Below are 19,003 nucleotides of genomic sequence, written 5' to 3' on the forward strand. Positions count from 1 at the left end.
AGTACTACATTTGGAGAATGGGCAATGGCCCGCACGGTTTCCCTGCGTGACGCCAATCAGCACTTCGCCCGCCTGATGCGCGAAGTGACCGATACGGGCGAGGAGGTCGTCATCACCCGGCGGGGCACGCCGGTGGCCAAGCTCGTGCCGGTGCGGCCGGCCAAGCGCGAGCTGACGTCCGAGCAGAAGGCGGCGCTGGACTTTCTCTTCAGCATCAATGTCGATCCTGAAAAGGCCGAGGATTGGAAGTTCAATCGCGACGAGCTCTATGACCTCTGAGCCGTTCGCGCTCGACAGCAACATCCTGGTGCATGCGGTCGACGACCGCGACCCATTGCGGCAAGCGCTGGCGCAGCAGATCGTGACGGCGGCAGGTTTGCTCGATTGTCGCGTGCCGAATCACGCGATTGCCGAGTTCTTCGCCATTGTGACCTACAAGTTGAAGCTCGACCACGCGACCGCTGTCACCGCCGCGCAGCAATGGATGCGCCTCTTCGTCGGGATTCCGACCAGCCGATCGGCGATCGAAACCGCGATGAAACTACGCGGCGCCAACAGATTCTCGTTCTGGGATGCTCTCTTGGTTGCGACGGCGGCGGAAGATGGCTGCCGGGTCTTCATCAGCGAAGACATGCACGACGGGGCGCGGCTCGGAGACATCGTGGTGCGCGCACCCTTTGCCGACGGCGGCATCGCCCCCGCCGTGCGGGCGCTGCTCGGCCTCGACGGCTAGACCGGAATCCTGACCAGCGCGCGCAGGCCGCCGGCCGGGGCGTCGTGCAGGGTGATGTCGCCGCCATGCGCGCGCGCCACGTCGCGGGCGATGGTGAGGCCGAGGCCGACGCCGCCGGTATCCGGCCCGCGCGCCGCGTCGAGCCGTCGGAACGGGCGGAACACGTCGTCGCGCCGATCGGCGGGAATGCCGGGCCCGTCGTCATCGACCGCGATCTCGACGGCGTCGGCGACGCGCCGCGCGCCGATCTTCACCGTCTTGCCGTAGCGCAGCGCGTTCTCCACCAGGTTGGTCAGGCAGCGCTTGAACGCGTTCGGCCGGATCTTGGCGACCAGATCCTGGTCGACCACGATCGACACCGCCTTGCCCTTGCGCCGCGCATCCGATGCGACCTCGCCGAGCAGGTGCGACATGTCGACCGATTCCGCCGGCTCGCTGTCCTCGCCGCGGGCAAAGTCGAGATAGCCGCGGATCATGCGCTCCATCTCGTCGACATCGCGCTTCAGGTCGGCGGTCTCGTCGGTCACCTTCATCAGCGCCAGCGCCAGCTTCATGCGGGTCAGCGGCGCGCGCAGGTCGTGGCTGACCCCGGCCAGCATCTCGGTGCGCTGGTCGATCTGGCGCTGGATGCGCTCGCGCATGACCATGAAAGCCTCGGCGGCGCGGCGGATCTCGCGCGTGCCTTCGGGGGCGAAATGCGGCACGTCCTGGCCCTTGCCGAAATTGTCCGCGGCCTTGGCCAGGCGCTCGATCGGCCGCATCTCGCGACGCAGGAACACGATGGAGATCGACAGCAGGACGATGGACGCGCCCACCATCCATAGGATGAAGACATAGGTGGTGGTGGAGAACAGGCGCTTCTCGATGGTCCAGACCGTCAGCACGCCGTCATGCAGCTGCAGCTGGATCTCCACCTGGTCATCCTGGCGGTTGGCATCGAAGGCGTAGGGCAGCGCCACGCGATCGTCGAGCGCCCGCTTCAGCTCGCGGTCGGTAATGGACAAGGGCCGCAGCCTCTGGTCCTCCGCGTCCAGCGTCGCGCCAGGATTGAACTCCATCGCCATCTGGAACTGGCGGCGGGCCATGTCGAACACCGCCTGCTGGTCGGCCGGGGTCGGCGCCGTCGTGTAGAGCTCCAGCACGGCGGCGATCTCGCCGGCGATGCCGCCCGACAGCCGGCGCGAGATGGTGTCCCAGTGCCGCTGGTAGAAGGCGAAGGCGGCGACCAGCTGCAGCAGCACCATGGGCACCACCAGCAGCAGGATCGAGCGCCCGAACAGGCTCTTCGGGCGGATGCGGATCTTCATGCGCCGCGCTCCGATTGCGTCAATCCGGCCACAGCACGTAGCCCTCGCCCCAGACCGTCTGCAGATAGCGCGGATTCTTCGGGTCGCTCTCGATCTTGCGCCGCAGACGCGTGACCTGCACGTCGACCGCGCGGCCCTCGGCGCTGCCGGTCTCGCGCGTCAGCTCGGCGCGGCTGATGGTGACGCCGGGCGCGCGGGCGAATACGCGGAGCAGCGCGGCCTCGCCGGTGGTCAGCGGAATAACCTCCCCGTCCCGCGTCAGCTCGCCCTTGCGCAGGTCGAAGCCGAACTCGCCGAAGCGGACGGCCTGCGGCGCCTGGATGCGCTCGCTCGCGCTCGACCGGCGCAGGATCGACTGCACGCGCAGCAGCAGCTCGCGCGGCTCGAACGGCTTCGGCAGGTAGTCGTCGACGCCGCTCTGCAGGCCGGCAATGCGATCCTCCGGCTCGCCCATCGCGGTCAGCATCAGGATCGGCACGTTGTCGGCCAGCCGGATACGCTGCGCGAACTCGACGCCGCTCTCGCCCGGCATCATGCGGTCCAGCACGATCAGGTCGAAGGCGAGGCCCTGCATCTTGGCGCGGGCCTCTTCCGCGTCGCCCGCCAGGGTCACGCGGAAGCCGTTCTCCTGCAGGAACTTCCTGAGCAGGGTGCGCAGACGGCTGTCGTCGTCGACCACCAGGAGATGCGGATCGTCGTCGGCCATCAGCGTCGCTCGATCGCTTTCAGCACGCCCTCGCGGTCGCGCTCGTCGATCAGGCCGGCCAGCACCTTGCGATAGCCGGCCACCGCCTCCGCGCCGGCCTCGCGATAGGCGCGCGCCACGCGGTCGCGCTGCGGTGCCGAGACCCGCCGTTCCAGCGCCTCGCCCTCCGCCGTCAGATAGAGCAGGCGCTGGCGCCGGTCGCGCGCGCCGCGGTCCTGGCGCACCAGGCCCTGCTCGATCAGCGCGCCGAGCACCCGGGCGAGCGATTGCTTGGTGATGCGCAGGATCGCGAGCAGCTGGGTCACCGTCATGCCGGGGCTGCGGTTGACGAAGTGCAGTACGCGGTGATGCGCCCGCCCGTAGCCGTAGGCGGCCAGGATCTCGTCCGGGTCCGAGGTGAAGTCGCGATAGGCATAGAACAGCAGCTCGATGCCCTGGCGGATCTCGTCCTCGGTGAGGAACAGCGGGTTGGCTTGGGATTTTATGTCAGCCATATTGACTTATTTCCGTAATCCTGTTACGCCTTGCCACCCTGATACGCAACTTTATTACAAGGACGCTCACATGGCTGAGTTCCGCACCTTCGACGACCGCGACGGCTTCATCTGGTGGAACGGCGAGCTCAAACCCTGGCGCGAGGCCAAACCGCATGTCCTCAGTCACGGGCTGCATTATGCAAGCACCGTGTTCGAGGGCGAGCGCGCGTATGGCGGCAAAGTGTTCAAGCTGACCGAGCATTCGCAGCGTCTGATCGAATCCGGTCGGATCCTCGGCTTCGAAATTCCGTATACGCTCGACCAGATCGATGCCGCAACGAACATGGTGGTCGAGGCGAACGGTCTTCACGACGCCTATGTCCGCCCGATCGCCTGGCGCGGCAGCGAGATGATGGGCGTGGCGGCGCAACAGACGCGGATCAACCTCGCCATCGCCAGCTGGGACTGGCCGTCCTACTTCTCGACCGAGGCCCGGATGCGCGGCATCCGCCTGCAGATCGCCGATTGGCGGCGCCCCTCGCCGCAGACCTCGCCCACCCGCGCCAAGGCGACCGGTGGCTATATGATCTGCACCATGTCCAAGCACCGGGCCGAGAACGAGGGCTATGACGACGCCCTGATGTACGACTGGCGCGGCCAGGTTGCGGAGGCGACCGGCGCCAACATCTTCTTCGCCAAGGACGGCAAGTTGCACACGCCGGTGCCGGACTGCTTCCTCAACGGCATCACCCGGCAGACGGTGATCGGCCTCGCCCGCGAGCGCCAGATCCAGGTGGTGGAGCGCGCCATAATGCCGGAGGAGCTGGCCGGCTTCGACGAGGCCTTCCTCACCGGCACCGCGGCCGAGGTGACGCCGATCGCCGAGATCGGGCCGCATCGCTTCCAGCCCGGCCGCATCTGCCAGACCCTGGTGGAGGACTACGCCCGGGCGACGCGGGCGTGATCGCCGTTCGGCCGGCCCGCGCAGAGGAAGCGGCGGCGCTGTCCGAGCTCTGCTTCCGCTCCAAGGCGTCCTGGGGCTACGACGCGGCGTTCATGCAGCGGAGCCGCGCGGCGCTGACGGTGAAGCCCACGGCGATCGCGGCCGGTCGGGTGATCGTCGCGGCCGAGGGCGAGGCCCTGCTCGGCGTCGTCGCCGTGGAAGTCGATGGCGACACCGCCGATCTGGACCTGCTGTTCGTCGAGCCGGCGGCGTTCGGGCGGCAGGTCGGCCGGAAGCTGCTCGACGCTGCCGCGGCGCTGGCCCGGCAGCGCGGCGCGCGGCGGATGACCATCCTGGCCGATCCCGGCGCGCGGCCGTTCTACGAGAAGGCCGGTGCCCGCTTCATCCGGATGGCGCCGTCCGACGCCATCCCGGGCCGCGAGCTGCCGCTGCTGGAGCTCGCGCTCTAGATCAGCTCTCCGCGGCGTCGTCGCGGCGGTGGTCCTGGCGCTCGGCGATGCGGGCCGCCTTGCCGGTCAGGCCGCGCAGGTAATAGAGCTTGGCCCGGCGCACCGCGCCCTGGCGCACCACCTCGATCGAATCGATGCGCGGCGAGTAGAGCGGGAAGACGCGCTCGACGCCTTCGCCGTAGGAGATCTTGCGCACGGTGAAGCTCGAGCCGATGCCGCGATTGGCGCGGGCGATGCAGACGCCCTCGAAGGCCTGCACGCGCTCGCGCGTGCCCTCGATCACCTTCACGTTGACCTTCAGCGTGTCGCCGGGGCGGAATTCCGGCACGGCGCGCGCGGCGGAGAGCTTGGCGATCTCTTCCTGCTCGATCTGCTGGACGATGTTCATGGTCCCGATCCTTACCTTCGAATCCTCGTTCAAACCTCAGCTCAACCGCGCGATCGCGCGGCGTAACCTTCCCAAAGGTCGGGCCGGCGGGCCCGGGTGATACGCTCGGCCTCACCCCGCCGCCAGGCGGCGATGGCGCCGTGATGGCCGGAGACCAGAACCTCCGGCACTTCCCGGCCTTCCCATACCCGCGGCTTCGTGTACTGCGGGTATTCCAGAAGACCGGCCGCGAAACTCTCCTCGGCCAGGCTCGCGGCCTCGCCCATCACGCCGGGCAGCAGGCGCACCACCGCTTCGAGGCAGGCCATCGCCGCGATCTCGCCGCCCGCGAGCACGAAATCGCCGAGGCTCACTTCCTCGAGGCCGCGCGCCTCGATCACCCGCTCGTCGACGCCCTCGAACCGGCCGCAGACCAAGACCACGCCGCCCGCCGCGGCCCAGCGCTGCGCCATCGCCTGGTCGAACCGCCGGCCGCGCGGCGACAGGTAAACCCGCGGCACATCCGGACCGACTTGCGTGGTTGCACTATCGAGCGCCGCCGCGAGCACATCGGGCCGCATCACCATGCCGGGCCCACCGCCCATCGGGGTGTCGTCGACGGAGCGGTGCTTATCGCGCGCGAAGCCGCGGATGTCCAGCGCCTCCAGGCTCCAGATGCCGTCCGCCAGGGCCTTGCCGGCGAGGCTCATCCCCAGCGGCCCCGGGAACATTTCCGGGAACAGGGTCAGCACCACGGCGCGGAAGAGCGGGGCGGTCATGCGCTCACCTCGGCCGGCGGCACGACGACGATCCGACGGCCTTCCAGGTCGACCACCGGCACCACCTCGCGGGTGAACGGCAGGTAGACGGTCGGCCCGCCGCCCGCCGGGCGGATCTCGAGCAGGTCGCCGGCGCCGAAATCGCGGAAGTCGACGATGGTGCCGTAGGGCTCGCCCGCCTCGGTGACGGCATCGAGCCCGATCAGGTCGGCCTGGTAGAACTCGTCGTCTTCCTCGGGTGGCGGCAGCGCGTCGCGGGCGACATAGAGATCGATGCCGCGCAGCCGCTCGGCCGCGTCGCGGTCGGTCACGCCGTCGATCTTCGCCACCACGTTGCCGCGCGCCTCGCCGATCACCCGGATCTTGAAGCTGCGCGTGCCCGTCGCGTCGGAGAGCGGGCCATATTCGGCGATCGCCGCCGGGTCCGCCGTGTGGCTCCTGATCTTCACCGCGCCGCGCACGCCGTGCACGCCGACGATGCTGCCGAGCAGGACGCGCGCGCCGCCGTCAGTGCCGCCGACGGCACCGATCTGGCGCTCGCTCCTCTGCATCGCGGCCTGCACGTCAGCGTCCTGCGGTCAGGCGGATCAGCTCGCCGCCGGCTCGCCGGCAGCGGCCGCGGCGGCCTTGGCGCGCTCCTGCGCCTTCGCCTTCGGCGCCGACTTCTTCGGCGTCTCGCCCCACTTCCAGGTCATCAGCCCAGCCTGGGACAGGAAGCGGGCCACGCGGTCGGTCGGCTGCGCGCCCTTGGCGAGCCAGGCCTTGGCCTTCTCCTGGTCCAGGATCAGGCGCTTGTCGCTCTCCTTCGGCTGCATCGGGTCGTAAGAGCCGATGCGCTCGATGAAGCGGCCGTCGCGGGGCGAGCGCGCGTCGGCGATCACGATGCGGTAATAGGGGCGCTTTTTGGCGCCGCCGCGGGAGAGGCGGATCTTCAGCATGTCGTCTCGGTCCTTTCGTTCAATCTCTGTCTAGCGGCCGAACGGCGGCCTGCCGCCGCCCCCGCCGAGCATGTTGGCAAGCCCGCTCCGCATGAAGCCTTTCTCGCCCATGCGGCTCATCTTCTTCATCATGTCCGCCATCTGCATGTGCTGCTTCAGCAGGCGGTTGACGTCTTCGACCTTGGTGCCGGAGCCGGCGGCGATGCGGCGCTTGCGCGAGGCATGGATCACCTTCGGGTTGCGCCGCTCCGCGCGTGTCATCGAGCCGATGATCGCTTCCTGGCGATTGATGATCTTCTCGTCGACGCCGCCCTCGGCCATCTGCTTCTGGATCTTGCCGACGCCCGGCAGCATCGACAGCACGCCCTGCATGCCGCCCAGCTTCTTCATCTGGCGGAGCTGGGTGGCGAGGTCGTCGAGGTCGAACTCGCCCTTCTTCATCTTGGCGGCGAGCTTCTCGGCCTCGTCCTTCTCCAGGGTCTCGGCCGCCTTCTCGACCAGGCTGACGATGTCGCCCATGCCGAGGATGCGCGACGCGATGCGGCCGGGATGGAAGGTCTCCAGCGCGTCCATCTTCTCGCCGACGCCGATCAGCTTGATCGGCGCGCCGGTGATGTAGCGCATCGAGAGGGCCGCGCCGCCGCGGCCGTCGCCGTCCATCCGCGTCATCACGATGCCGGTGACGCCGATCTGTTCCTTGAACTGGCGCGCGACGTTGACCGCGTCCTGGCCGGTCAGCGCATCGACGACGAGCAGCGTCTCATGCGGGCCGGTGGCGTCGCGCACCGCGCGCGCCTCGCTCATCATCGCCTCGTCGATATGCAGGCGGCCGGCGGTGTCGAGCATCACCACATCGGCGCCTTGCAGGCGGCCCGCCTGCATCGCCCGCTTGGCGATATCGACCGGCAGCTGGCCCTCGATGATCGGCAGGGTGGCGACGCCGATCTGCTCGCCCAGCACGCGCAGCTGCTCCTGCGCCGCCGGGCGGCGCACGTCCAGCGAGGCCATCAGCACCTTGCGCTTGTCGCGGTCCTTCAGGCGCAGCGCGATCTTCGCGGTCGTCGTCGTCTTGCCGGAGCCCTGCAGGCCGACCATCAGGATCGGCACCGGCGGCACGGCGTTGAGGTCGATCTCCTGGCCCTCGGCCCCGTCCTCGCCGCCCAGGATCTCGGTCAGGCGGTCGTTGACGATCTTGACCACCTGCTGGCCGGGCGTGACCGATTTCAGCACCTGCGCGCCGACCGCGCGCGCCCGCACGCTGTCGACGAAGCTCTTCACCACCGGCAGCGCGACATCGGCCTCGAGCAAGGCGACGCGCACCTCGCGCATGGCCTCGTTGACATCGGCTTCGCTCAGCGCGCCGCGCTTGCGCAGGCGGTCGAAGACTTCGCCGAGGCGGCCGGTCAGGCTTTCGAACATCGCCGATCAGTTCTCCAACGCAAAACGCACCAGCGCGCGAAACTCGCGGACTGGTGCTCCGTCAGGGCGCGGAGTAAAGCCACGCCGGACCGTGGACGTCAAGCCCGCCGCGGAGTGGGTGCTACGGTAGAGGTGTAAGTCTTTGTTTCTACTGGTCTCACGGCACCGACAGCGCCGCAATTTGCGCGACGATCGACTGCACCGTCTCCTTCTCGATGCCGAGGAAGCCGTGCGGGGTGAAGGCCTCGCAGGGGTTCGGGTCGGTCGCCGGCGAACCGCCGGTCATGGTCAGGATGCCGGTCTTCGGCGCCCCGGTGAGCTTCGCGCGCAGCCGCGCCGCCTGGTTCGCCGGGGTGAACTCGCAGGCATCGGCCTCATGCCCGACGATCAAGGTCGGCACGCCGATCTTCTCCAGCTCGGCGCCGAACACGGTCTCGCGCAGGCGCGGGTTGCGGCTGGATAGCGTGATCGAGGAGGTGAGAACCAGGCCGGCGATCTCGCCCGGCGGGATCGCCGCGGCGGCCGCGGCGGCGCCCACCGTGCCGGCCGAGGTGCCGACCAGCCAGATCGGCGCCGTCGTCTGCTGGCGGAGCCGCAGCACCACGGCGCGGATTGCGCGGGCGTAATCGCTGTCGAGGCGCTGGCCGAACAGGTCGCGGGTATAGGTCGGCGCGTCGAGCGTCGCGGTGGCGATGCCGGCCGCGTGCCACTCGGCGCGGCTGCGCACCAGGAAATTGCCCTTGAAGGCGATGTTGCCCTTGCCGTCGATGTTGATCCGCCCGGCGCCGCCCGGGAACAGCACCGCCAGCGCGGTGGGCCGGGACGGCGCCTGATACAGCACGCGCAGGCTGTGGCCCTTCTCCAGCGCGACGTCGATCACCACCGGCCCCACCGGCTGGGCGCCGGCCGGTGCGACGAGCAGAAGCGCAGCGAGCAGCGCGGCAGCACCGGCCAATGCCCGGCCCATATCGACCTCCCGCGATTCGGTTGGCCGAAGGATTCTAGCGCCGCGCCGCCGCGGTGAGGCGCAGGATCTCGCCGTCGGAATCGTCGGTCAGGACATAGATCGCGCCGTCCGGTCCCTGGCGTACGTCGCGGATGCGGGTGCCGAGCGAGATGCGCTCCTCACCCGTCACCTTGTCGCCGTCGAGCGTGAGGCGGACGATCCCGTCGAAGACCAACCCGCCGATAAGCACATTGCCCTTCCAGCCCGGCAGCAGATCGGTGGTGCAGAAGGCCATGCCGGAAGGCGCGATCACCGGCGTCCAGTGCCGGACCGAACCGGCGAGGTCCGGCCGCGTCGGCGGATCGGGAATGGAGGTGCCGCCGTAGTGGCGGCCCCAGCTGACCAGCGGCCAGCCGTAATTCTTGCCGGGTTGGGGGATGTTGAGTTCGTCGCCGCCGCGCGGGCCGTGCTCGTGCAGCCACAACACGCCGGTCGCCGGGTTGATCGCCGCGCCCTGGATGTTGCGATGCCCGTAGGACCAGATTTCCGGCCGGGCATCCGGGCGCCCGACGAAGGGATTGTCGCGCGGGACGGAGCCGTCCGGGTTGATGCGGATGAGCTTGCCGAGATGGCTCCGGAGATCCTGCGCCGGGTCGAACTTGAAGCGCTCGCCTGTCGTGACGAACAGGGTGCCGTCGGGCGCGAAGACGAGCCGGCCGCCGAAATGGTTCGGCCCGTCGACCTTGGGCAGCTGGCGGAAGATCACCTGCATGTCCTCGACGGCGCCGTCGCCGAGCCGGCCGCGCGCCACGGCGGTGGAGGCGCCGCCTTCGCCGGGCTCCGCGAAGGCGAGATAGACGCGCCGGTTGGATGCGAAATCGGGATCGAGCGTCACGTCGTGCAGCCCGCCCTGGCCTTGCGCGAAGATGCGCGGCAGGCCGCGCAGGGGCTCGGAGAGCTTGCCTTCCGCCGTGACCACGCGGAGCCGGCCGGGGCGTTCCGTCACCAGCATGCGGCCGTCCGGCAGGAAGGCGAGGCTCCAGGGATGTTCCAGGTCCTTGGCGATCTGGGTCACGCGCAACCGGCCGGCCCGGCTGTCGATCTCCCGTTCCTTTGCCTCGGCCGCGACGGCGGCGAGCAGCAGCGCCACAGCGACAAGCGACAGACAGCGTTGGATCGGGCAGCGTTGCATCGCGAACTCCCTCCTCTCGGCCGGGGCCATCGTATCGCCCCTCGCTCAACAGGTGGCGCGGTTCATCGTTCCCGGCCGCGATGCTCCCGGCGATGTGATGGGGCATCGCCGCAAAGCGGCTTTGCCGGCGGACGGGTTTGCCGCGCCGACCGGCCCCCGGCACTATCCCGCGCGCCCTTAGGTGGAGAAGTCCGGATGGCGAGCGTCGAGCCCACGATCGAACTGACCGACCAGCCGCGGCCGGAGGACAACGCCGCCATCGTCGACGTGCTGATCGCCCATAACGACAAGGTGGGCGTGCCGCTCGACCGCCGGCCGCTCACCATCATACTGCGCGATGCCGAGGGGCGCATCGAAGGCGGCATCGTCGGCCGCACGCAATGGGGCTGGCTGCATGTCGAGACCTTCGCGCTGCCGCCGGGCCGGCGCGGCCAGGGCCTTGGCACGCGGCTGCTCGCCATGGCGGAGGCGGAGGCAAGGGCGCGCGGCTGCCACCACGTCTATCTCACCACGCTCAGCTGGCAGGCCAAGCCGTTCTACGAGAAGCACGGCTACCACGAATACGGCCGCCTCGACGACTTCCCGCGCGGCCACCAGCGCCACCACATGACGAAGGCGCTGTAAGACGCCTCAAGCCGGCAGCTTTGGCCGGCGCTCCTGCATCGTCACTTTCCAGATGCTGATGCCCGTAACCAGGATCGGCGCCGCCAGCAGCGCCCCGGCCGGTCCCCAGAGCCAGCTCCAGAACACGATCGCCAGGAAGACGATCAGCGGGTTGACCGCGAAGCGGTTGCCGAGCAGGTAGGGGGTCACGAGCTGGCCCTCGATGGATGTGGCAACCAGATAGATCGCCAGCGGTGCCAGGCCCCACAGCGCGCTTTCATAGCTGACCAGCCCGCCGATGCTGATCAGCCCGGCCATCACCGCCGCGCCGATATAGGGGATGAAGTTCAGCCCGAAGGCGAGAATGCCCCAGACCAGCGGGTTCGGCATGCCGATCGCCAGCATGGCGAGGGCGACCACCACGCCGAGGCCGAAATTGATCACCGCGATGGTGCCGAAATAGACACCGAGATCGTGCTGCACCCGGGTCGCCATGCGCAAGGCCGCGAGGCGCCGCTTGCGGCCGTGCAGCACCATCACGACCTCGCGGCGCAGCCGCTCGCGGCCGATCAGCAGGAACAGCAGCGCGCCGAAGAACACCAGCAGCTGACCGATGGCCGGCGACACGGCCACCACCAGCGAGGGGCCGAGGCCGGGCTCCGCCACTTCCACCGACAGGGCGCCGGTCGCCGAGCCCAGGATGGATTTGACGATCGCCTGGATGCGCTCCGCCGCCTGCAGCGGCTCGATGATGAAGTCGAGGCGCTGGCGCAAGGTCGCGCCGATCTCCGGCGCGCGCTCGATCCAGTCCGATATCGGCCCCGACATCAGGGTCGCGAGCAAGGCGAGGATGGCGGCCAGCAGCACGACCAGTCCGCCGGCCAGCGCCGCGGGCGGCACGCCCGCCCGCCCCAGCCCGTCGGCGATCGGGCCCAGCATCAGCGCGGTGATCAGGGCGGCGACGATGGGTACGGCGACCGGCTCGGTCGCCTGCAAGGCGGCGCCGACCGCGACCACGGCGACGGCGAAAATGGCGACACGCAACAGCGAGTACGGCCGCGTGACATCGGCCTGGCCGACGATGGACGATTCGCGCGCAACGACGGCTGTGGGCGGAGCGCGATCCTGCATCGGCTTTCGTGAGTTGCGCCGGGGCCGGTGCGTGGCCCCGCGATCGGCTTCGCAACGCGCGAACGGCACGATTGGTTGCGCTGGGCGGCCGGGCCGGCATTCCTGGCCGCCGCGCCGGATGTGGCATAGTGCGCCGCCTGAACTCAACCGACAGGAGCCGCCGTGTCCGCACTCACTCTCGCCCAGGCCTCGACCATCGTCGACAAGGCGCTCGAACTCGGCCGCCAGAAAAGCTTCAAGCCGCTCACCGTCGCCGTGCTCGACGTCGCCGGCGTGCTGAAGGCGTTCAAGCGCGAGGATCAGGGCGTCGCGCTGCTCAGGGCGGATATCGCGCAGGCCAAGGCCTGGGGCTGCCTCGGCATGGGCGTCGGCGCGCGGCGGCTGTCGCAGATGGCCGAGGCGCGCCCGCATTTCATGGCGGCGCTGATCGAGACTTCCGGCGGGCGCATGGTGCCGGTGCTGGGCGGTGTGCTGATCCGCGATGCCGCGGGCCAGGTGATCGGTGCGGTCGGCGTCAGCGGCGACACCTCGGAGAACGACGAGGTGGCGGCGGTGGCCGGCATCAAGGCCGCCGGCCTGGTCGCCGATAGCGGCGAGGCCTAGCCGCCGTTGCGCGCGCTCCAGTGCCGGTGCGCGGTGGTGAAATCCGCGCCCGCCGGCATGGTGTCGCGCGCCTCCGCCCACAATCCGCTCACCAGATCGACCAGCGGCGCGGCGGCGCCGGTCGCCGCCGCCATGGCGCGGGCGATGCCGACATCCTTCGCCATCAAAGCGAGGGCGAAGCCGGCGGCGTATTTGCCGGTCACCACATGGTCCTTGATCGGGCCTTCGGTGGCGGCGTTGCGGCCGCTGGAGGCGTTCAGCACGCCGATCATCACCTCCGGATCGAGGCCGAATTTCGCGCCGAGGATCAGCGCCTCCGACGAGGCGGCGAAGGCGGCGGCCAGCACGTAGTTGTTGAGCGCCTTCATGGCATGGCCGGACCCGAGCGGGCCGGTGCGGAAGACCTGCTTGCCCATCGATTGCAGCAGCGGCAGGACGCGCGCTATCGCCGCTTCGTCGTCGCCGCCGACCATGATGGCGAGCGTGCCGGTCTCGGCGCGCGGCATGCCGCCGGAGACCGGCGCGTCGACCAGCGCGATGCCGCGCGTCTTCAGCTCGGCGCCGAGCGCCCGGGTGCCGACCGGATCGGCCGAGCTCATGTCGACCACGACGGTGCCGGGCTTGAGCCCCTTGGCCAGCGCGCCGCCCTCGGCCTCCAGCAGCGCCTGCCGCACCTCACGGCCGGTCGGCAGCATGGTGATGACGACATCGCTGGCGCGCGCGAGGTCGGCCGCGCTGTCGGCGGCGCGCGCGCCGGTGGCTTGCGCGAAGCTCAGCGCCCGGTTGACGTCGATATCCAGCACGCCGAGCGGGAAGCCCGCCTTGGCGACATTGGCCGCCATCGGCCGCCCCATATTGCCGATGCCGACGAAGCCGATGCGCGGCCGGTCATCCGTCATGCGCTCTCCCCCTGTTCCTCTTCCGGGTGGTGATTACTTGAACACGGTCTTCAGCAGATCCGTGGTGCGTGCGGCCGGATTGCGCCGGATCGCTTCCTCTTCCTTGGCGATGTATAGGAACAGGCCGTCCAGCGCCTTGTCGGTCACGTGGTCGCCGAGGTCGAAGCCGAGGCTGCCGGTGCCGGGCAGGCCCGAGCCGCGCTGCACCAGATTGTCGAGCGCCTTCACAGCGCCGACATCGGTGAGCTGATCGTCGATGATCGGCCGCATCGCCTTGTAGAGCGGATCGCTCGAGGTCTTGCGCAGGTATTGCGTGGCGGCATCCTGCGGCCCGTCCAGGATCTGGCGCGCATCGTCGATCGTCATCTTCGAGATCGCGTCGGCGAAGATGTCCTTGGCGAGCGGCGCCGCCTTCTCGGCGGCGCGGTTCATCTTCAATTCCAGGTCGTCGACCAGGTTGCCGTAGCCGGCGAGCTTCAGCGCCGGCGCCGCCTTCTGCACCAGGCCGGGCGGCTTGATGCGGATCGCCTGGTCGGCGAGGAAGCCGTCGGCGCGGCCGACCCGGCCTACCGTGCGGTCGGTGCCGACCTTCAGCGCCTCGCGAAGCCCGTCGCCGATCTGGCCCTGGCTCAGGCTGCCGCCGGAGCTCTTGGCCCCGCCGGCGCCGCCGCCTTCCATCAAGCGCTTGCCTTGGTCGAGCAGGCTGCCCTGCGCCAGCGCGGCGCCGGTGACGAGCAGGAGCGAAAGGGAGATCGGCAGCAGGATGCGCATGGCTGGCCTCCGTGCAAATGCCCGGGCGAATGCCGCCGCGGGGTCGCCCGGACCAGCCTAGTGTCGAAGCGGGGGGCTTGTCGCCCCGCCTCTTGCCGCGGTCAGAACTGCCCTTCGAGGACGGCCTTCACCGTCGGCAGCTTGGCCTCGCGCCAGGCGGCGAGGCCGCCGCGATACCAGTGCACGTTGCTGTAGCCGAGCTCGGCGGCGCGCAGGCTGGCATTGTAGGAGAGCCAGCAATTCGGCGATTCGCAGAAGAACACCAGCATTGACCGCTTCGAGGTCACGATCTTGGCCAGCATCTCGCCCAGCAGCGCCGTCACCTCGGCATCCTTGGGGCCGAAATAATTGCCGGCCGAGCGCAGCCAGATCGCATCCGGCAAGGTCACATGGCCGAAGCGCTCGGGCAGCACGTCGATCAGCGCCGGCGGCTCCGGCGATTGCAGGGCCTTCACCAGCGCGCTGGTGGTGATGGTGCTGGCGCCGGGCAGGGTGAGCGGCGTCGGCTGGTGGTAGTCGCCGCGGCGCGGCTCCTTCTGCTCCGGGATGCCGTATTCGCGGTCCTCGTTGCCGAACACGCCACGCAGCTCCGCGGCGCGGACATAGGCGGTCGCGCGCGCCGAATCGCGGGCGAAGTCGGCATAGTCCGGCAGCACCAGCGTGCTGTTCGCCGCATGCACCTTGCAGCGGGTACGGGCGACGCGGTTGCACTGCCAGATCGCCGCCGCCATGGCGGCGAACATGTCGGGCTGCTCGGCGCTGGCGCCGAACGTGCCGGCGGGCCCGATGGCGAAGGCCCGCGACGGGCCCGATTCGAGAAAGCGCAGATAGGCCGTGCGGGTCGCGTCGGTCAGGCCCGGAATCTTGGCCGGATCGGCGATCTCCCCGCCCGCCGCCAGGGCGGTGCCCAGGGTCGCCATCCCGGCGGCGACCAGGCCGGCCGCCCATCCGATCAACCGCATCCTCGTCGCCCCCATCTCCTGCCGCCGCTCCTGCTGGCGGCCTATCGTCGTTCCTGGGCGGTAAGCAATGGCTTAAGTGCGGGCCAGTGCCGCCACCTCGTCATCGGTCGGGAAGCGGCCCAAGGCCTTCTTGGAAAAGGCGAGTTTGCCGTCGACCGTGATCTCGAAGACGCCGCCGGACCCCTTTTTCAGCTCGACCTGGGCCCCGGCCTGTTTCACCAGCATGTCCCTCGCACGGAGGGCTCGCGGCTCGTAGTTTCAACTGACGCAGTATTCGATGCGCACCTGCATGGGGCTACCTCCGCATCCGCGCAATGATGATAGGGCGGCTTCGCGGGTTGAAAATCCCTTATCCAGGTCTTAAAAGCCCCGGAATTCGGTAGGCGACTATCTCGGCACCGCGCGGGAGCTCCCGGTTCGGCGGCGCCTTGGCGCGCGTCCCCGAAGGCCAGTCGCCGCTACCCCCCGGGAATCATGCCCAAACGCACCGACATCTCCTCGATCCTGATCATCGGCGCGGGGCCGATCGTCATCGGCCAGGCCTGCGAGTTCGACTATTCCGGCACCCAGGCCTGCCGGGCGCTCAGGGCCGAGGGCTACCGCATCATCCTGGTCAATTCCAACCCGGCCACGATCATGACCGATCCAGGCATGGCGGATGCGACATATGTGGAGCCGATCACGCCGGAGATCGTCGCCAAGATCATCGAGAAGGAACGGCCTGACGCGCTGCTGCCCACGATGGGCGGGCAGACCGCGCTCAACACCGCGATGAAGCTCGCCGATATGGGCGTGCTGGAGAAGTTCGGCGTCGAGATGATCGGCGCCTCGCGCGACGCCATCGCCAAGGCCGAGGACCGCGACCTGTTCCGCCAGGCGATGCGGAAGATCGGTCTCGACATGCCGAAGAGCGAGATCGCCCACACGCTGGCCGAGGCGCGCGCCGCGCTGCCGGCGATCGGCCTGCCCGCCATCATCCGCCCGTCCTTCACGCTCGGCGGCACCGGCGGCGGCATCGCCTATAACCGCGAGGAGTTCGAGGAGATCGTGGCGCGTGGCCTCGACGCCTCGCCGGTCACCGAAGTGCTGGTCGAGGAGAGCGTGCTCGGCTGGAAAGAGTTCGAGATGGAGGTCGTCCGCGACCGGAACGACAACTGCATCATCGTCTGCTCGATCGAGAACATAGACCCGATGGGCGTGCATACCGGCGACAGCATCACCGTGGCGCCGGCGCTGACCCTTACCGACAAAGAATATCAGATCATGCGCGACGCCTCGATCGCGGTGCTGCGCGAGATCGGGGTCGAGACCGGCGGATCCAACGTGCAGTTCGCGGTCGACCCGGCGACCGGGCGGCTGGTCATCATCGAGATGAACCCGCGCGTCTCGCGCTCCTCGGCCTTGGCCTCGAAGGCGACCGGCTTCCCGATCGCCAAGGTCGCCGCGCGGCTCGCCGTCGGCTATACGCTCGACGAACTCGACAACGACATCACCGGCGTAACCCCGGCCTCGTTCGAGCCGACCATCGATTACGTCGTCACCAAGATCCCGCGCTTCACCTTCGAGAAATTCCCCGGCGCCGAGCCGCTGCTCACCACGGCGATGAAGTCTGTCGGTGAGGCGATGGCGATTGGCCGCACCTTCCAGGAAAGCCTGCAGAAGGCGCTGCGCTCGATGGAGACCGGGCTCGACGGCATCGACGAAGTGCCGATCCCCGGCGCCGGCGACCGCGAGGCGGTGGTGGCGCAGCTGTCGCGCCCGACGCCGGACCGCCTGCTGGTGATCGCCGAGGCATTCCGCCGCGGACTTTCCGTCGCCGATGTGCAGGCCGCCTGCAAGTACGAGCCGTGGTTCCTGGAGCAGGTCCGCGACCTCGTCCGCACCGAGGCGACGGTGCGCGAGAACGGCCTGCCGGAAACGCGCGAGGCGCTGCTGGCGCTGAAGGCCAAGGGCTTCTCGGACCGCCGCCTCGCCACGCTCGGCCAATCGACGCCGCAGACGGTGGCGGCGCTGCGCGCGCGGCTCGGCGTGCATCCGGTGTTCAAGCGCATCGATACCTGCGCCGCCGAGTTCGCCTCGCGCACGCCCTACATGTATTCGACCTATGGTCATGCCGGTTCCGGCGAGGGCGAGTGCGAATCGGAACCGAGCGACCGTCAGAAGGTGATGATCCTGGGCGGCGGGCCGAACCGCATCGGCCAGGGCATCGAGTTCGACTATTGCTGCGTCCATGCCGCCTATGCGCTGAAGGAGGCCGGCATCGAGACCATCATGGTCAACTGCAATCCGGAGACGGTCTCGACCGATTACGACACCTCCGACCGGCTCTATTTCGAGCCGCTGACGGTCGAGGACGTGCTGGAGATCGTCCGCACCGAGCAGGCGAACGGCACGTTGAAGGGCCTGATCGTGCAGTTCGGCGGCCAGACGCCGCTCAAGCTCGCCCGCGGGCTGGAGGCGGCGCGGGTGCCGATCCTCGGCACCACGCCGGATGCGATCGACCTCGCCGAGGACAGGAAGCGCTTCCAGAAGCTGCTCGACCGGCTCGGCCTGAAGCAGCCGCCGAACGGCACCGCCACGACGAAGGAAGAGGCGAGGGCCGTCGCCGAGAAGATCGGCTTCCCGGTGGTGATCCGGCCTTCCTATGTGCTGGGCGGCCGCGGCATGGAGATCGTGCGCGACCACGAAGGCTTCGACCGCTACATCGCCGAGGCGATGAAGGCCTCCGGCGATGCGCCGGTGCTGATCGACGGCTATCTGCAGGACGCGACCGAAGTCGATGTCGACTGCCTCGCCGACGCGGAGACGCAGTTCGTCGCCGGCATCATGGAGCACGTGGAGGAAGCCGGCATCCATTCCGGCGACAGCGCCTGCTCCTTGCCGCCCTACAGCCTCAGCGCCGATATGGTTGGCCAGATCCGCCGCCAGACGGAAGCCCTGGCCAAGGCGCTCGGCGTGGTCGGGCTGATGAACGTGCAGTTCGCCATCAAGGACGGCGACGTCTACATCCTCGAAGTCAATCCGCGGGCCAGCCGCACCGTTCCCTTCGTCGCCAAGGCGGTCGGCATTCCGATCGCCAAGATCGCCGCGCGGGTGATGGCGGGCGAGAAGCTCGCTTCCTTCAAGCTCGTCGACAAGCCGCTCGGCCATGTCGCGGTGAAGGAGGCGGTGTTCCCCTTCGCGCGCTTCCCCGGGGTCGACATCATCCTTGGGCCCGAGATGCGCTCGACCGGCGAGGTGATGGGCATCGACCGCGATTTCAACCATGCCTTCGCCAAGTCGCAGCTTGCCGGCGGCACCTTCCTGCCGCAGGAGGGCACGGTGTTCATCTCGGTGCGCGACCGCGACAAGGCGCAGATCGCGCCGGCGGCGCGCCAGCTCGCCGATATGGGCTTCAAGATCCTGGCCACCGTCGGCACGGCTTCGTATCTCGCCGAGCAGGGCGTGCCGGTCACCCGCGTCAACAAGGTGCTGGAAGGCCGGCCGCATATCGTCGACGCCATGAAGAACGGCGAGGTGCATCTCGTGTTCAACACCACCGAGGGCACCCAGGCGATCAAGGATTCCTACGAGCTCCGCCGCAGCGCGCTGATGATGCGGATTCCCTACTACACGACAGTGGCAGGCAGCCGGGCGGCGGTGCTCGGTATCCAGGCGCTCAGGTCCGGTGGGCTTGATGTAACGCCGCTCCAGGCCTATTCTTAAGCCCGGTTGAAAGACCAGAACCCCTAGCAAGTACGGACGCTCTGGCACGGGCG

The 19,003-nt window shown here is 69.1% G+C and carries 22 protein-coding genes; 7 read left to right on the forward strand and 15 right to left on the reverse strand.

The features are described 5' to 3' along the window. Positions 1-24: 24 nt before the first annotated feature. Together DT074_RS13385 and DT074_RS13390 are read left to right on the forward strand one after the other, a co-directional pair. Positions 25-279: a type II toxin-antitoxin system Phd/YefM family antitoxin gene (locus DT074_RS13385; RefSeq protein ID WP_119420360.1), complete on the forward strand. Its 255-nt coding sequence runs from the start codon at positions 25-27 to the stop codon at positions 277-279. Next, positions 218-733, forward strand: a complete 516-nt coding sequence (locus tag DT074_RS13390; RefSeq protein ID WP_119420361.1) for a PIN domain-containing protein — start codon at positions 218-220, stop codon at positions 731-733. Before DT074_RS13385 ends, DT074_RS13390 begins: the two co-directional genes overlap by 62 nt. On the opposite strand, the gene DT074_RS13395 is transcribed toward DT074_RS13390, so the two are convergent. The 3 genes from DT074_RS13395 to DT074_RS13405 are packed head-to-tail and all read right to left on the reverse strand — an operon-like array spanning position 730 to position 3,240. Continuing rightward, entirely contained in the window at positions 730-2,040 is a 1,311-nt protein-coding gene (locus DT074_RS13395; RefSeq protein WP_119420362.1) for an ATP-binding protein, read from the reverse strand. The genes DT074_RS13390 and DT074_RS13395 overlap by 4 nt on opposite strands. A 19-nt stretch (positions 2,041-2,059) precedes the next feature. Beyond that, the gene (locus DT074_RS13400) at positions 2,060-2,746 is read right to left on the reverse strand and encodes a response regulator (RefSeq protein ID WP_119420363.1); all 687 of its coding nucleotides are present in this window, start codon (positions 2,744-2,746) and stop codon (positions 2,060-2,062) included. Further along, positions 2,746-3,240: a MarR family winged helix-turn-helix transcriptional regulator gene (locus DT074_RS13405; protein ID WP_119420364.1), complete on the reverse strand. Its 495-nt coding sequence runs from the start codon at positions 3,238-3,240 to the stop codon at positions 2,746-2,748. Before DT074_RS13405 ends, DT074_RS13400 begins: the two co-directional genes overlap by 1 nt. Before the next feature lie 70 nt (positions 3,241-3,310). Here DT074_RS13405 and DT074_RS13410 point away from each other — a divergent pair, with 70 nt between their 5' ends. Next, on the forward strand, positions 3,311-4,186 hold the full coding sequence (locus DT074_RS13410) for a branched-chain amino acid aminotransferase (RefSeq protein WP_119420365.1): 876 nt from the start codon (positions 3,311-3,313) through the stop codon (positions 4,184-4,186). Then, positions 4,183-4,635, forward strand: coding sequence for a GNAT family N-acetyltransferase (locus DT074_RS13415; protein WP_119420366.1), 453 nt, complete (start codon positions 4,183-4,185; stop codon positions 4,633-4,635). The genes DT074_RS13410 and DT074_RS13415 overlap by 4 nt, the downstream gene beginning before the upstream one ends. Position 4,636: 1 nt before the next feature. Here the strand turns inward: DT074_RS13415 and rplS are convergent, their stop codons facing one another. The 7 genes from rplS to DT074_RS13450 all read right to left on the reverse strand — a co-directional run bounded on the left by rplS (position 4,637) and on the right by DT074_RS13450 (position 10,276). Next, complete coding sequence (gene rplS, locus DT074_RS13420) at positions 4,637-5,023, reverse strand: 50S ribosomal protein L19 (RefSeq protein WP_119420367.1); 387 nt, start codon at positions 5,021-5,023, stop codon at positions 4,637-4,639. Positions 5,024-5,064: 41 nt separating this feature from the next. Next, the gene (gene trmD, locus DT074_RS13425; RefSeq protein WP_119420368.1) at positions 5,065-5,781 is read right to left on the reverse strand and encodes a tRNA (guanosine(37)-N1)-methyltransferase TrmD; all 717 of its coding nucleotides are present in this window, start codon (positions 5,779-5,781) and stop codon (positions 5,065-5,067) included. Further along, positions 5,778-6,332, reverse strand: a complete 555-nt coding sequence (gene rimM, locus DT074_RS13430; protein WP_119420412.1) for a ribosome maturation factor RimM — start codon at positions 6,330-6,332, stop codon at positions 5,778-5,780. Before rimM ends, trmD begins: the two co-directional genes overlap by 4 nt. Positions 6,333-6,368: 36 nt before the next feature. Continuing rightward, positions 6,369-6,719: a 30S ribosomal protein S16 gene (gene rpsP / locus DT074_RS13435; protein ID WP_119420369.1), complete on the reverse strand. Its 351-nt coding sequence runs from the start codon at positions 6,717-6,719 to the stop codon at positions 6,369-6,371. A gap of 30 nt (positions 6,720-6,749) precedes the next feature. After that, positions 6,750-8,138, reverse strand: coding sequence for a signal recognition particle protein (gene ffh / locus DT074_RS13440; RefSeq protein WP_119420370.1), 1,389 nt, complete (start codon positions 8,136-8,138; stop codon positions 6,750-6,752). A 157-nt stretch (positions 8,139-8,295) separates the two neighbouring features. After that, positions 8,296-9,105 carry an alpha/beta hydrolase gene (locus DT074_RS13445; RefSeq protein WP_119420371.1) on the reverse strand — a complete coding sequence of 270 codons (810 nt, stop codon included), beginning with the start codon at positions 9,103-9,105 and terminating at the stop codon, positions 8,296-8,298. A 34-nt stretch (positions 9,106-9,139) separates the two neighbouring features. Beyond that, positions 9,140-10,276, reverse strand: coding sequence for a PQQ-dependent sugar dehydrogenase (locus DT074_RS13450; RefSeq protein ID WP_119420372.1), 1,137 nt, complete (start codon positions 10,274-10,276; stop codon positions 9,140-9,142). A gap of 195 nt (positions 10,277-10,471) precedes the next feature. Here DT074_RS13450 and DT074_RS13455 point away from each other — a divergent pair, with 195 nt between their 5' ends. Continuing rightward, positions 10,472-10,900 carry a GNAT family N-acetyltransferase gene (locus tag DT074_RS13455; RefSeq protein WP_119420373.1) on the forward strand — a complete coding sequence of 143 codons (429 nt, stop codon included), beginning with the start codon at positions 10,472-10,474 and terminating at the stop codon, positions 10,898-10,900. A gap of 6 nt (positions 10,901-10,906) precedes the next feature. On the opposite strand, the gene DT074_RS13460 is transcribed toward DT074_RS13455, so the two are convergent. Further along, a complete protein-coding gene (locus tag DT074_RS13460; protein ID WP_119420374.1) occupies positions 10,907-12,010 on the reverse strand; it encodes an AI-2E family transporter in 1,104 nt (367 codons plus the stop codon). Between the two features lie 162 nt (positions 12,011-12,172). Between DT074_RS13460 and DT074_RS13465 the strand changes: the two genes are divergently transcribed. After that, a complete protein-coding gene (locus DT074_RS13465; protein ID WP_119420375.1) occupies positions 12,173-12,613 on the forward strand; it encodes a GlcG/HbpS family heme-binding protein in 441 nt (146 codons plus the stop codon). Here the strand turns inward: DT074_RS13465 and DT074_RS13470 are convergent. The 4 genes from DT074_RS13470 to DT074_RS13485 form a co-directional block, all read right to left on the reverse strand. Next, positions 12,610-13,512: an NAD(P)-dependent oxidoreductase gene (locus DT074_RS13470; RefSeq protein WP_119420376.1), complete on the reverse strand. Its 903-nt coding sequence runs from the start codon at positions 13,510-13,512 to the stop codon at positions 12,610-12,612. The genes DT074_RS13465 and DT074_RS13470 overlap by 4 nt on opposite strands. Positions 13,513-13,545: 33 nt before the next feature. After that, the gene (locus DT074_RS13475) at positions 13,546-14,283 is read right to left on the reverse strand and encodes a DUF4197 domain-containing protein (RefSeq protein ID WP_119420377.1); all 738 of its coding nucleotides are present in this window, start codon (positions 14,281-14,283) and stop codon (positions 13,546-13,548) included. 101 nt (positions 14,284-14,384) lie between these two features. After that, entirely contained in the window at positions 14,385-15,245 is an 861-nt protein-coding gene (locus DT074_RS13480) for a rhodanese-like domain-containing protein (protein ID WP_162914881.1), read from the reverse strand. A gap of 72 nt (positions 15,246-15,317) precedes the next feature. Further along, positions 15,318-15,536 (reverse strand): SelT/SelW/SelH family (seleno)protein, encoded by a 219-nt coding sequence (locus DT074_RS13485; RefSeq protein ID WP_368744657.1) that lies wholly within the window; start codon positions 15,534-15,536, stop codon positions 15,318-15,320. A 183-nt stretch (positions 15,537-15,719) separates the two neighbouring features. Between DT074_RS13485 and carB the strand changes: the two genes are divergently transcribed. Further along, positions 15,720-18,950 (forward strand): carbamoyl-phosphate synthase large subunit, encoded by a 3,231-nt coding sequence (carB, locus tag DT074_RS13490; protein WP_119420380.1) that lies wholly within the window; start codon positions 15,720-15,722, stop codon positions 18,948-18,950. The last annotated feature ends 53 nt before the right edge of the window (positions 18,951-19,003 follow it).

It is taken from the genome of Desertibaculum subflavum (assembly GCA_003576705.1).
Classification (GTDB): Bacteria; Pseudomonadota; Alphaproteobacteria; order Ferrovibrionales; family Ferrovibrionaceae; genus Desertibaculum; species Desertibaculum subflavum.